The 13,895-nt window shown below is 67.4% G+C and carries 10 protein-coding genes; all 10 read right to left on the reverse strand.

All coding sequences use genetic code 11. The features are described from left to right. Window positions 1-17 precede the first annotated feature (17 nt). The 10 genes from HN018_RS11870 to HN018_RS11915 all read right to left on the reverse strand — a co-directional run bounded on the left by HN018_RS11870 (window position 18) and on the right by HN018_RS11915 (window position 13,894). Window positions 18-287 (reverse strand): HU family DNA-binding protein, encoded by a 270-nt coding sequence (locus HN018_RS11870; RefSeq protein ID WP_171835587.1) that lies wholly within the window; start codon window positions 285-287, stop codon window positions 18-20. A gap of 154 nt (window positions 288-441) precedes the next feature. After that, window positions 442-1,170 carry a PP2C family protein-serine/threonine phosphatase gene (locus tag HN018_RS11875; RefSeq protein WP_171835588.1) on the reverse strand — a complete coding sequence of 243 codons (729 nt, stop codon included), beginning with the start codon at window positions 1,168-1,170 and terminating at the stop codon, window positions 442-444. Next, on the reverse strand, window positions 1,167-1,721 hold the full coding sequence (gene tagF / locus HN018_RS11880; RefSeq protein WP_171835589.1) for a type VI secretion system-associated protein TagF: 555 nt from the start codon (window positions 1,719-1,721) through the stop codon (window positions 1,167-1,169). The genes HN018_RS11875 and tagF overlap by 4 nt, the downstream gene beginning before the upstream one ends. Window positions 1,722-1,732: 11 nt before the next feature. Further along, window positions 1,733-5,344, reverse strand: a complete 3,612-nt coding sequence (tssM, locus tag HN018_RS11885; RefSeq protein ID WP_171835590.1) for a type VI secretion system membrane subunit TssM — start codon at window positions 5,342-5,344, stop codon at window positions 1,733-1,735. Then, window positions 5,341-6,744, reverse strand: a complete 1,404-nt coding sequence (gene tssL / locus HN018_RS11890; protein WP_171835591.1) for a type VI secretion system protein TssL, long form — start codon at window positions 6,742-6,744, stop codon at window positions 5,341-5,343. Before tssL ends, tssM begins: the two co-directional genes overlap by 4 nt. Before the next feature lie 9 nt (window positions 6,745-6,753). Then, window positions 6,754-8,082, reverse strand: coding sequence for a type VI secretion system baseplate subunit TssK (tssK, locus tag HN018_RS11895; protein WP_171835592.1), 1,329 nt, complete (start codon window positions 8,080-8,082; stop codon window positions 6,754-6,756). A gap of 34 nt (window positions 8,083-8,116) precedes the next feature. After that, window positions 8,117-9,685 carry a type VI secretion system-associated FHA domain protein TagH gene (gene tagH / locus HN018_RS11900; protein ID WP_171835593.1) on the reverse strand — a complete coding sequence of 523 codons (1,569 nt, stop codon included), beginning with the start codon at window positions 9,683-9,685 and terminating at the stop codon, window positions 8,117-8,119. 2 nt (window positions 9,686-9,687) lie between these two features. After that, window positions 9,688-10,329 carry a DUF6931 family protein gene (locus HN018_RS11905; protein WP_171835594.1) on the reverse strand — a complete coding sequence of 214 codons (642 nt, stop codon included), beginning with the start codon at window positions 10,327-10,329 and terminating at the stop codon, window positions 9,688-9,690. Window positions 10,330-10,333: 4 nt separating this feature from the next. Continuing rightward, the gene (locus HN018_RS11910) at window positions 10,334-12,256 is read right to left on the reverse strand and encodes a type VI secretion system Vgr family protein (protein WP_171835595.1); all 1,923 of its coding nucleotides are present in this window, start codon (window positions 12,254-12,256) and stop codon (window positions 10,334-10,336) included. A gap of 96 nt (window positions 12,257-12,352) precedes the next feature. Continuing rightward, window positions 12,353-13,894, reverse strand: coding sequence for a serine/threonine-protein kinase (locus tag HN018_RS11915; protein WP_171835596.1), 1,542 nt, complete (start codon window positions 13,892-13,894; stop codon window positions 12,353-12,355). Window position 13,895: the final 1 nt, after the last annotated feature.

A 13,895-nucleotide genomic window follows, 5' to 3' on the forward strand; every position in this document is an offset into this window, starting at 1 on the left:
TCCGGGCGACGCCGTGGCTAGACGGCCTTCTTCAGGTTCGGGCTGGCCTTGAACCGTACGGTCTTGCCGGCCTTCACCTTGACCGGCTCGCCGGTGCGCGGGTTCAGCGCCTTGCGGGCCTTGGTCTTGGCGACGCGGAAGGTGCCGAAGGACGGAAGGGTGAAGCCCCCCTCCTTCTTCATCTCGCGCACGATGGCTGCGACGATGTCGTCGGCGGCCCGGTTGGCGGCCACTCCGGTGCAGTTCAGGCTGTCCTGGAGGACGGCGGAAATGAAAGCCTTGCTCATCGAAAAACTCCGATTCAATTAATTTGACGGACTATACCTGATCATCGCGATTCGCGGCTATGGCATGAACGACACATTCCTTGCTGAATATGTCCAGCCCATTCTTCATCGGGAACAGCAATTCGCCGGCGAGTCACCCGCCGGCGGCTTGGAGCTAATCGGTCGAAACGACGATCGCGGTGACGTTGTCACGAGCTTTCAGGCGCAAGGCGGCATCGACCAGCGAGGCGGCAGCGTCGCCGCCCTGCTCCAGCACGGCTCGAATCGAGGCATCGTCGAGTGTCTTGGTCAGGCCATCGCTGCAGAGCAGGAACCGATCGTAGGGCATCACCTGCCCGACCCGCTTGTCGAGCCGGAGCGATCCGTCGCCGGCGCCGATCGCATGGGTGATGACATTGGCCTGGCGGTGACCCTCGGCCTGCCACGCCTCGATCATGCCGGCATCGACAAGTTCCTGGACCACACTGTGATCGTGGGTGAGCTGGATCAGTTCGCCGTCGCGCAGGAGGTAGATACGGGAGTCGCCGGTCCAGAGGCAGGCGAAGAACTCCGCATCGAGCAGCAGCACGACGACCGTGGAGGCCATTCCCTGGGCCAGTTCGCGGCTTTGCTGCCTGGCCTTGCCGTCCTGGACCAGGCTTTCATGCACGGCCTCGAGCTGCCGTCGCAGGTTGGCGAGCCGCTCGGCCGGTTTCAGGTCCAGCGAGATCGAGGCAATGCCTGCGACCACCCGGGCCGCGGCCTCGCGGCCGCCCTGATGGCCACCGGCGCCATCGGCGATGACATAGAGGCCGAGCTCGGGACGGCACAGCATCGCGTCTTGGTTGTCGTTGCGGACCGCCCCCGGATGGGAGGTGGCGGTATAGCGGACCGAGGGACTCACGCGCGCAGCATCTGCCGGAAGCGGGCGCCGTCGGGCAGCGATGCCGCCTCGAAGGCACCGGCCGGAACCAGCGGGCTACCCTCGGACCACCACAGGCCGGTGCGCGCCGGTGCGTCGCCGGGCGACACGATGTCGGCGAGGCTGGTCGATACCCGGTCGGGCGGCCAGTCCTGGTCCAGGGCCAGGCGGCACGTTTCCTCGAGCCGGTCATGGAAGTGGGTGGCGTCCGGGACCGAGGGGTCGCGCCCTGCCCCGGCGCCTTCGATCGCGGCGAGCAGGGGGAAATAGCGGCCGACCTTGTCGACGCTCGGCAGGAACAGGCCGGTCACCGACTGCGTGCCGCACTGGCCGGGCGGCAGCGCGAAACGCCACACCGGCGCCACCAGCCAGGCCTCGGTCCAGCCCTCCTGCAACTCGTCCCGGCTTTCCGCCAGCCGCTGCTGCATCCAGCCATGCCAGGCCGCGACGAGCGTCGCCGAGAGGCCGCCGCCGACGAAGTCGCCCCTCGCCGGCAGCTTGCCGAAGAAGCCGGCGACGGATGGGGTGTCCACGGAACCAGCGGTCACTGGACGACCGGGCAGCGGAAGGACTGCAGCACGCTCTGGTCGAGCGGGCTCTCGGCCGAGCCGGTCTCGACCGAGAAGGTCGCCTCGCGGGCACCGGAGCGGAAGTGGATGAAGAAGTGCCCGGGTTCGTCCGACTTCTCGATGCTGGCGCTGCTCAGCAGCCGGAACAATGCCCACGGACCTTCGGCATGCACCGGGAACGAGGCGTCCGGATGGTAGGTCAGCCCGACCTCGTTGAGCGCGTCGGCCGGCCAGGTGACGCTGAGGCTATGCACGGTCGGCGGCGTGGAGACCGGCGCGACGGGCTTGCCGGCACCCGGCTTCACCGGCGCAGGCGGCACCGATGCATTCCAGCTCACTGAGTTCTGGCCCAGCATCAGCACCACCTGCTTCGAGACCGGATCGGCCGAGACCGGCTTGATGGTGAAGTGCACCGAGGGGGTGGTGCCGCCGGTCGGGAAGAACAGGTCGCGAATGAGCGCGGCCTGCTGGAAGGCGGCCACCGAGGCATCGGTGATCGGCGCCGGAACCCCGCCAAGCGACTGCGCGTGCCAGGTGGTGCCGCTGGTGTTCACGTACGGCCGCAACTGGGTCTTGAAGTATGCGTCGAGCGCGCCGCCGGGGGCCAGGAGCTTCACGAAATCGTCGATCGGCGCGTCCGCGGTCGAGGTGGGATCGAACGGGTAATGCCCGTCGACCACCTGGTGGCAGAGCTTGGACGGTCCCTCGCTGCCGGTGAAGGCGGCGGCGGCGGCCTGGTGCGCGTCGCCTCCGACCATCGCGGCACCGCCGGCGGAAACCTGGTGCAGCCAGCGGGAGACCGGCGGCGGCTGGCGGCGGGCTTCGGCCAGCAGCAGCTGCGCCGGATCCTGGCTCCCCTGCAGCACGCTCGACGGGCTCTCGGCGCCGGGAAGCTGGGCCAGTTCGCTCTGCAGCTGGTTGAGCAGGCGGAACACGCCGGTGATCGGCGGTGCCTGTCCCGTCGGTCCGGTGAAGTCGATCAGGGTGCGATAATGATCATCGATCTCGTGGCCGGGCGGCAGCACCTGGCCACCGTCGGCGGTGCGCTGGTCGAACATCGCGGCGAGCCGGCTGCCCTGGGAGTCGGTTGGGCCTTTAGGGGCACCCGGCTTGGCATGGGAGTCGGCCTGGGCGGCCATCCGGGCCGGGGCCAGTTCATGCACGATCGACACCAGCAGGTCGCGCATCGGCGATTGCGGCGAGGCCAGGACATAGAGCTTCTGCACCGCGTCGGCGTGACTCTGGAACGGCACCAGCGCGAGGTCTCCCAGCATCGCATCCCATAGCCGCTCGTAGTCGGCGGCATAGAGCGAGATCACCCCGGCTTCCAGCGCCTGCAGGGACTGGGTGCTGGCGTTCGGCGCAGCTGCCTCATCGGGACGACCGAGCACCCAGCTTTCGTCGGCGACCTCGCGTACGGCGGCACTGAGGGCCGGCAGCAACACGCTGCGGAAGCCCTCCGCCGTATAGAAGCCGGGAATGGTTTCGGTGAGCGGCTTGCCGGACAGGCGGTTGAACATCTGGCCGTCAACATTGGCGCCCAGCACCGAGGCCGGCGACCAGGGCGGCACGGCGACCGCCGCTGCACCCGGACGTACCCGGCTGTAGATGCGCTCGGCGGGTGAGACGCGGCTGAAGGTGCTGCGGGCTTCCTGCACCAGGGCGCCGTCGAGCGCCACGGTCGGCAGCGGACCGGCCAGCAACGCGTTCAGGTGGCGCAGCAACGCGTCGCGATCGGGCTGCATGACCGGGCCGGGATAACGACTGGCCCAGTCCAGCACCATCCAGTCCCGTACGAGGTTGGGATCGAGCGGTCCGTCGTTGCCGAGCATCAGGTAGACGCGGGTGGCTTCATAGAGAAATTCCGGGCGATCGAGATGGCTGCGCATCTGCCCCTCGATGCGCCAGATCATACGCGGCAGCAGCACCCGCTCCAGGGCATGCCGGTAGGCGAGCCGGTCGGTCTCGCTCAGCTTGTCCTGCTGGCCGATCCCGAAGCGCGAGCGGGTCAGGCCGATCGGCCCGCCATCGTTTCCGGGCAGCATGCGGGCGGAATCCAGCACCGGCAGCACCCGGATCAGGTCGTCGTCGGCGACCGGGTCGAGCGGAATGCCGGTCAGGGTGCGCGCATAGGCGTCGATGGCGCCCTGGTCGCGGGCGATCGCGGCCCGGTTGATCGAGGCGTCGCGCCACAGCAGCAGGCATGCCACCAGCGTCACCACGCCGACGGTGGAGAAACCGCCCCAGCGCCAGATGCGGCGGCGGCGGATGGCGGCCGGGTTGACCGACACCAGCAGCGCCTCGCCCAGAATGACGTCGCGTATGGTGCGGCCGAGGAAGTAGGACCGGCCGGCAACCGGGCGCAGGCTCGGCGCGCGCTTCTGGTCGATCCCGAAGGTGCGGGCCAGCAGGCCGGTCAGCCGGTCGATCGGCGTGCCTTCCTGGATGCCGGAGCTGAAATAGACGCCGCGCAGCATCGGCGCGCGATCGAGCTTGGTACCGCCGAACGCCGCCTGCAGGAACTCGGTGAGCGGCGCCTCGAGACTGGCGATCTGCAGCGGGAACCCGGCAATGGCCACTCGCCGGTCCGGGCTGCGCTCTGCCTGCAGCCGTTCGTAGAGACGGCTGTCCAGGCGCTCGACCAGCAGCTGGAACTCGTGCGTGAAGATCTCGACGCCCTTGGCCAGCGGGAATGTCATGCCCCAGACCTGCTGGCGCGCCTGCTGGTCGAGATCGTCGAAGAACTCGGTAAAACCGGCGATGCGGTCGGTCTTGCTGAACACCGCATAGACCGGAAGCCTTACGCCAAGGCGGTCGGACGCTTCCTTGATCCGGCTGCGGATGGCGCGGGCATGGCTCAGCCGTTCGGCGGCCGGGACAGTGGCGACGTCGGCGAGCGAGATCACCACCAGCACGCCGTTGAGCGGCTGCCGCGGACGGGTGCGCTTCAGCAGGTCGAGAAAACCGAGCCAGCCGGCACGATCGACGCTCTCGTCGGAATCCTGGGTGGTGTAGCGGCCGGCGGTGTCGATCAGCACCGCCTCGTCGGCGAACCACCAGTCGCATAGTCGGGTACCGCCGACGCCGGCGACCGAACCGGGCGACAGCCCGCCGGTGCCGTCCGGCTGGGCCAGCGGAAAGCGCAAGCCGCACTGGGTCAGCGCGGTGGTTTTCCCCGCGCCGGGCGGGCCGATCATCAGGAACCAGGGCTGCTCGTAGAGCGTGCCGCGACGGCCCTGCGCCTTCCGGAGCACGGCCAGCGAGGTACGCAGCCGATCGCGCAGCCGCCCGACTTCCTCGTTCTCCTCGGTGCGGCCGGAGCGACGCGCCGCGGCCTCGCCGCCGTCGACGACGCCCTTTGCCAAGGCGCGCCCACGGCGGCGACGGCGCCAGGTGAGGATGCCGTTGACGATCGCCCACACCAGCACGAACAGCAGGATCAGCAACGCGCGCGACAGGGTGCTGCTCAGCCCGGGGATCAGCGGGCCGAGATACCAGGCGATGGTGCCGGCGATCGCCAGGCCGGCAAAGCTCATGGTCCAGCGGCCCAGCAGGACCGCTCCCAGATTCTGCAGGTTCTCGTTCATGGTGCGGTTCCGGATCCCGGGCCGGATCGGTGCAGCACGACCTCGATGCGACGGTTCTGTCCGCGGCCGGCGGCGGTGTCGTTTCCGGCGATCGGGTCCGCGTCGGCGCGGCCCTCGGCGGTGACGTGCGCGTCAGGACCTGCGGCGGCGGCGATGACGGTGGAAGCGGCCTGGGCACGCGCCCCGGACAGCTCGAAGTTGGACGGGAAGCGGATCGTGTGGATCGGCTGGTTGTCGGTATAGCCGACCACCTGCACGCTGCCCGGCTGGGTTTTCAGGGCACTGCCGATGCGGGTCAGGATCGGGCGGAACCTCGTCTGCACGTCGGCGCTACCCGAGGCGAACATACCCTGGTTGTGCACCCGGATGACCGGAACCGCATCGGTGCCGACGATGCTGACCAGCCCTTGCGCCACTTCGGGCCGAAGCAGGCCGGCGAGCGCGTCCTTGGCGCCGTTCGGCAACGCTACGGTGGCGACCGCTTCCACCGGGATGTTGCGGGCGATGGCCGGCATCTTTCCGGGCGGCACCGACAGGCCGGCGGCAAACAGGCGATCGGAATCACCGGCCAGGCCCAGCGAGGCCCAGGCATAGACCAGCCCGATCAGCCCGATGCCGGCCAGGGCTGCGACCCAGACCGGCAGGCTGAGGCGGTGGCGGCGATACGGTGCGGCGACGCCCTGCCAGTGCGGCGACAGCGCGCGTTCGCCGGGGCCGCGATTGCGCATGATGAGGACGTAGGTTTCCTCGCGGACACGGTCGAGCTCGGCGGGGCCCCGCGGGGACAGGCGGTAGCGGCCCTGCATGCCGAGCGACATACAGAGGTACATCAGCTCGACGATCGGCAGGAACTTGCCGGGGTTCTGGCGAAGCTGGGCCAGCAGGTCGAAGAAGCGCTCACCGGAGCGCACCTCCTGGTGAAAGGTCGAGACCAGGGAGGCGTCGGCCCAGGCGCCTCGGCTGCCCCAGGGCGTCGCCTGCACCACGTCGTCCAGGCTGGCGCACAGCGCGTAGTGGGCCGGGCGCAACTGCTCCATCGGCAGGTTCTGGGCGCGCAGGATCTGCTCGAAACGACGCAGCTCCTGCACCGCATGGTCGCGCAGGGCGGTTGCGTCCGGCACCGAGAACGCGTTGCGCAAGCGTCCGAGCAGGCTCAGGCAGCCGGCCGCCGCGGCCACGATCGGGGTGCCGGCACCGGGCGGCAGGTCGACGAAGCGGGCGCCGCCGCCCTCGCCCGGGGCGATGTCGGGCGGTGCGCCACCGGAAAGGCCGGACGGGCGGTCGGAGAGAGGCGAGCTTTCGGGCGCGGCCGCACCCGGGGCGGCACGCCGTCCGCCCGGGATCGGACGGATGACGGTCCGCTCGTTGTCGTCGGGCTCGGAAAAAGGATTGTCACTCATGGCCGGCCTTCAGCTCCGGATCGCCCAGAGTTCGATGGTCAAACCGGGGTAATCACCGGACACATGCACCGCGAAGCCGCCGGAGGCCTGCATCTGCTGCCAGTGCCGGGAATTACGATCCAGCTCGAAATAGGATGCGCCCGCGTAGAACGGCATCTGCCGCGGCGCCACCGGCAATGCACGCAAACCGATTCCAGGCAGCGCCACGTTGACGAGTTCGCGGATATGCTCGACCGCGCCGATCTTGACGGTGGACGGGAACAGCCGGCGCAACGACTCGGTCGGCATTTCCGCCTGCACCGCGAGCACGAAGTTCGCAGATGCCAGCAGGCTGCGATCGACGATGGCGCCGACGCGAACCCCATGCCGGCGCTCCTGCAACGGGATCATCACCGCGGTCTGTTCGAGCACCGCCGACAGCGAGCGGCGGATATCGGCCATCACCGGCGCGAACGAGCGTTGCAGGTCGGCCTGCTGGTAGGCAGGATACGTACTCGGGCGACGACGCTGGTCGGTAAAGGTCGAGAGCTCGCCTGCCATTTGCAGAAGCAGGCGATAGAGCTCCTCGGGGTGCAGGTTGCCGGCATCGGCATGGTGGGCCATCACCACCTGCCAGCCATTGACCGCCTGCAGCAGCAGGAAGTCGGCGATCTCTGCGCTGCCCTTGTGGCCGGGGGCGGTCAATCGCGCCGCGACCGCCTCGCCGCGCTGGTTCAGCATGCCGGCGAGTTCGACGCAGAGTGCAGCCAGCGGCGGTACCGCCGAGCACAGCAGTGCCGGCGGGATCCAGCGCGGGTCGAGCACCACACGGCGATCGGACATGACTTCGGTGATGCGTGCCACCGGCAGGCACAGATAGCCTTCGCGGTCGTCGGTATCGAGCATGTAGCGCAGGCGTAGGCGGCCGATCTGCAGTTCCGCCGGCTGCGAGACGCCGGACTGTGTGTCGTAGGCCTCGAATGCGCGCGGACGGTAGCGGCCCTCGTCGCGGGTCGGCGTGGCCATTTCCAGGGCACCGGCCTGGCGTACCGGCAGGGCCAGGTGGATGAGCACGTTGCGGGCGGTGTCGGGCACGTCGAACGGCGCCGGCAGGTCGGCCTCGCCGGGCAGGGAAAACGGCGTGCCGTCCTCGAACAGTCCGGATCCGCCATCGATCGCGAAGCGGCCGGCATTGAGCAGGTCGCGGGCGATGCTCAGGCTGGCGACACCCCAGGGATGCGGCCGGAGATGGGCGATACTGCTGCGAAGCTGGGTCTCGACCCAGCGGTCCTGCTGCTGGAAATGCTGCGCACGCAGGAACATGCCCTCCTGCCAAGCGACGCGGTTGGTCCAGCTCAAAACAATTCTCCCATCGTCGCGCGGACGAGCCTGCTCACTGGCTGCGTGTCCGTGGACGGCTGCTCAATTCATCGTCCGGCGTCGCCTGGACTTCGGCCATCGCGCGTTCGTAGGCGCGGGCGAAGGATTTACCGAACACGCTGTCGAAATCATCCGACAGGGCATCGACGATCTGGCGATGCTGCGTCTCGTAGGCGGTCCAGGCACGCGCGCGTCGCGCTCCGGGCCAGGCATCGAGCGTGTGATGGCCGGCCTGGTCCATCATGCGCTTCGGCTCGAGCCGGATCAGTAGTTCGCGCACCGCTTCCTGCATCGCGGTCATCATCGCCACCTCGTGCAGGCGCATGTCGTGCAGCGCATCGGCGATCGCGGCTTCCGGCGACAACTCGCTGCGACGGCCGAGATTGAGCAGGGCGGACAGCGCATCCTCGTCGTCGGCGGAGAATTTCAACGGGTTGTTGCCGCTGGCACGGATCATCGTCTGCTCAATCCGGAACTCGCCCTTGATCGAAGCACGGCCGATCATGATCCGGCGCAGCCCGTGCACGATCGCGCGGAAGGCGCCACCAAGCGCCTGCAGGGTGGAGACGGCGGCGGCACCGGTCGGCATCGTCGCCGGGGCCATGCCGGCACCCTGCAGGAACGCGGCGAAGCCGGCATCGGCGCCGGGTCCGGTGCTGAAGTCGTTGCCGGGTCCGGCGGTCGGATCGGTGCCGGGTCCGGTAACATCGGCGGGGATCGACAGAGGCTCCGGAGCAGGCGGGACCGGTATTGCGGCGACCGGGCGTGGTGCCTCGATGTTCGGTTTGTCTACCGGCGGCAGGGGCTCGGGCGTGGTTGGCGGCAAGCTGTCCGTCGGAGACGGTGGTGCCCTGGTCAGGCGGACAGGCGGCGGTGTCTCGTCGTCCCAGTCATCGGGAAGCAGGTCCGACGAACTGCGTGGCGGCGTGTAGCGCGCTTCCAGGAATGCGCCATCCTGCATGATCGGCGCATTGTCCTGCAGCTCGTCGGCCGGGGCCAGCGGATCGAAGCGCTCGGGGAGGCCGATCTGGTTGCCACCGGTCGCGAGCCCGAGTGGGTCGTTCGGCGAGGACTGGAATGGGTCGCCGAGCAGCCGGTCGTCGGAATAGGGGGCGCCACCGGCATGGCCGTCGATGCGCGACCGATCGGGATCGTGGGCCGGGTCGTGCGCATACGCGCGCGCACTGTCATGCGCCGGGTCGTGCGCATACGCGCGCGCACTGTCATGCGCCGGGTCGCGCTGGTCGGCATGGCGGAGGAGCGGCTCCTCGCCCTCCTGCAGGGCGACTTCCATCTCATAGGCCCCGAGCAGGATACGGTCGCCGTCGCGCAGGCCACGCGGTGCGTCGCGGATCGGGTCGACGTCGTGGTTGAGAAAGGTACCGTTGGTGCTGGTGTCGACGATCTGCCAGCCAGTGGCGCCGAAGCTCAGCACGCAGTGCCGTTTCGACAGAAACCTGTCCGGATCCGGGAGGACCCAGTCGTTTTTTTGGTCGCGGCCGATCGAAAACTCGGCACCGCTGATCTCCCGCGATTCAGGCGGCACGCCGACCGGGCAGCGGAGCATACTGAGGGTCAGCATCGTCAGATCTCCGTCCCGGCGGCGCCTGGCCCGGCGGAATGTGAAGCTGCCTCGAGGCGGCCGGCGCCGCCCCGTGCGATATCGCGGGCGCTTTGCAGGAAGGCGCGCAATCGTGCCGGCTTTTCCGGCATCGGTCCGCGCACGGCGGACATGCGTACTGCGCTTTCCACGCTCCGTCCGACCTGCCCGCGGGCGGTGTCCTCGGGAACGCGCAATATGGTCGCCTGCCCGCTCCAGAACACGCCCATCGCCGCCATGGACTCCGGCGACTGGAAGCGTGCCTGATGGGCGGCACGATAGGCATGCGCGCGGGCCGGCTCGCCAGGAAAACGCACCCACGCCTCGGCTACCTCGATCGCAACCTTGTCGGCAGCAAGCGGCTCGGCAGGTTCGGTGTGACGGGAACACATGCAGGCCCACCAGACTGCCTCGCGCGGCGGCAGGGCGTAGGCCGCCACTTGAAGCGCATCCTCCGTGCGGCCAATCTTGTCGAGCCGGCCGATCAGCAGCGTCGACGACGGCATGTCCCTGAGCAACGGGTCGGCAGCATCGAGCTTGAGGCGGGACTGCAACCAGGCGACCGGCAGGCTCCGCAACTTGTCGACCGGTTCGCGCGCGGCCGCATCGGGATCGAGCGAGAACACGAGATCAGATCTCTTCGGGGATGACTGGGATCGTCGAGAAGATCCCCGGCGCATCCAGCATGATCGTGCCGGCCGCGTCGAGCATGATGCTGGCGGCAGCGTTCAGGGTGATGAGACCTTCGGAATCGATGTCGACCACGGGGGCAACGGCCGACAGCGCCGCGTCGGCGATCAGGTTGAGGGTGATGCCATTCATCGTGATACCGGCAGGGGTAATGATGATCGTATTTTCCGCGACGCGCAGGGTGATCCCGAGTGCGGCGTCGATGGTGACGTGGCCGGTCTCGCTGGTCAACGAATGGTTGCGCGTGACCAGCACCGTCTCGTCGCGCTTGATCGTCACCATGCGGTCGCGGTCGACGGTGAGGCTCTGGTCACGCTCGACCTCGGTCACGTAGTCCTTCTGGGCGTGCAGGAATACCAGTTCCTCGCCCTTCTTGTCGTCGAACGAGAGCTCGGAATAATCCTGGGTGCCGCCATGCATGGTGGAGCGGCTGCGGAAGCCATGCTTGGTCTGCTCGTCGGGGATCGAGAAAACCGGACGCTGGGTCTGATTGTAGAACGAGCCGACCACGACCGGCGTGTCTGGATCGCCATCCATGAACGAGACCGCCACTTCGCTGCCGACGCGCGGCAGATGCTGCCAGCCCCATTTATTGCCGGACCAGGGCGACATCACCCGGACCCATGTGGCCATGCTGGCGACGGTGTCCTTGCGCCGATCGAACATCAGCCGGACCTTGATCCGCCCGAGAGGGTCGGCGTGGATCTCCTCGCCGTCGTTGCCGATGACGATCGCGGAAAAGATGCCGGTCATGGCCGGCCGCGTGTTGCGGGCAGGATCGCGCCAGACAGTTTTTTGCAGGAAGCAGGTAAAGCTGTTCTCGTAGTGCGGCCTCTGCGCGCCGCCTATCCAGGTATCGTCGGTAGCCTGGTGGTGCACCGAGTGCAGGGCGTAATCGATGCCTTCGGCTTCGGTGAACGGATCCTTGGCTAGGGTGAAGCGCCGACCCGGCATGAACTCCTGGTCGTAGCCATGGCCATGCCGCAGCGACGATGCGGCCTCGGCGTTCTCGATGCGATAGCGGGCGCGATCGCCGGCGATCTTGTTGTCGCGGGTCAGCGCCGGCCAGTTGAACACGTCGCGCGTGGAGGCACCCGGCATCGCGTTCGTCGTCGTCTGCTGGCCAAGGATCGGGGTCGCCGGACGGGTCGGGTCATAATCCTGCAGCTTCACCTCGCCGTGCGCGGTGGACTGGCTCTCGCCCCACTGGTCGAACACGTCGATATTGTTGCCGGCATGGATCACCCAATGCGGCGGCTTCGACACTTCCTTGAAGCTCTGGTTCCGATCCGTCACCACCAGCGTATGCGTGGTCTTGGTGTGTTCGAAAATGTAGAACCATCCGCTCTCCTGCATCAGCCGGTGGATGAAGGCGAGGTCGGTCTCGTTATATTGCGTGGTGTATTCACGAACCGGCTTGTCGCCATAGATCCGGAAATCGACCGGCTGGATCGAATGTTCCGCAAAGATCGTCTGCAGTATCTCTTGCGCGGTCTTGTTCTGGAAAATGCGACAATCTTCGGTCTGGCCCAGGAACCAGATCCGCGGAACGATTTCCAGACGATACATCCAGCGTGATCGCTGCGCCTGCCCGACCGCGCTCATCGCGCGAACGACGCCGTTGAAGAACCGATCCGGATTCGGCTGCTTGCGGATGGTGAGTCCGACCGGCTGGAACACCAGTTCCGACGGGTCGATACTGCGCGTCGTGGAGACGACGGTCAGCGACATCTCGAACGGCCGGCTGATTTCCTCGTGCGCATGCAGGCCGACGCCGTGCAGAACGCTTTCCTGGAACGGCAAGCTGTCGTCGCCCAACGGCGAGTTGAACAACAACAGGGCCTGTAGCTGTCCACCAGACATCGTCCGTGGTTTCTCCGCTGCAACAATTCGTTAGGATCGTGATCATGACATCAACGGGCTGAACTTGCCAAATCGACGATCCGGTTGACCGGAGCGTCAGGTGATGATCGAGCGGCTCAGCGTGCTGCGAAAGCGGGCCCGCTCAGCGTCTTTCGGCACGAAAACTTCACAAAGCGCGACGAGGGATGCGTGGTCGTGCGCACGCACGACCGCCCTTCGGACCACCTGCGTCGCAATCGGCCCGATGACATGTGCGAGTGCGAGGATCGTCCGCTGAATATCGGCTTCGGTCAGTCGCAGTGTCGGTGGCGGCGGTGCAGGAATGACCGGTGTGACCGACACGGCGGGTTCCGGTCCCGGCGGTGGCTTCGGCGGCTCGGGCGGCTCCGGCGGCTTCAGGAGGTCCCGGACCTCGCTCATGAACAGCGCCCGCTCCTTCAAGTCCGGGATACCGGCAGACAGCAGCATGCAGAACATGTCGGCGGATTGCGCCTGGCGCAGCGAATGCCGGACATACACCCGCGCCATCGGGCCGACACGAACCGCCAGCCTGCGGCTTATGGTTTCCACAAGCAGCGGATCCAGTTCCAGCCAGGGCTGATCGAACGGCACCGACCCGTCGACGGTCGGGGTCGCCTGCTCCGGCGATACCACTGGGATATCGTCGGGCATGGCGGGGTCAATTGCGTCTTCCGGTTCGGCGGAAGTCGCCGGCGGTGTCACCGGCCGGATGATCGTATCGAGACCCTCGTACTCCGCCACACCGGCTGGGATGCTCATGCCCGAGATCGCAGTCGGCATCGCATCGCACGGCGGCGGTACTGATCGCAGCGCCTGCGCAAAGGCCTCGGCATCCTCGAACCGGTCGTCCGGTTTTTTCGCGAGCGCGCGGTCTAGGATGGCGCTCAGGCTGTCCGGCAGGTCGGGCCGGTGCGACGAAAGGCTTTCATGCGGCTGATTGACCAGCTTGAAGATCGTCTCGGTATAGCTGATACCCTGGAACGGACGTTCGCCCGCCAGGAGCTCGTAGAGAATACATCCGAGCGAAAACAGGTCACTCCGGCCGTCGATCGCGTCACCGGCGCATTGCTCGGGTGACATGTAGCTGGGCGTGCCGATCATCAACGGCGCGGCGGTCAGCTCGGTGCTGGCAAGCCGCGAGATCCCGAAATCGGTGACCTTCAATTTCGCGTGGCGGGTCAGCAGAATGTTGGCCGGCTTGATGTCACGATGCACGATGCCGAAGCGGTGCGCGTAGTCCAGCGCATCGAGAACCTGCAGGGCAATATGCACCGCCTCCGGCATCGACAGCCTCGTGCCGCGTCCAACCGCCTGGTTGAGGCCGACACCGTCGACGAACTCCATGACAAGGTAGGGATTGCCGTCGAACAGTGCGAAATCGTAGATGCCGACGATGTTGGCATGCATGCACCGGCCGGCGATCTTGGCCTCGTTGCGAAATCGGTCAAGATAGCTTCCGCGCTCGTCGCCATCGAGCAGGTCGGCACGGACCAGCTTGATCGCAACGGTCCGATCGATTTCCGGGTCGTAGCCGCGATATACAACGCCCATGGCACCGCGGCCGAGCAGCGACTGGATTTCGAAACGCCCGATCTTTGCGGGTAGGTCGGGCTTCACA

This window comes from Lichenicola cladoniae, from assembly GCF_013201075.1.
GTDB classification, from domain to species: Bacteria; Pseudomonadota; Alphaproteobacteria; order Acetobacterales; family Acetobacteraceae; genus Lichenicola; species Lichenicola cladoniae.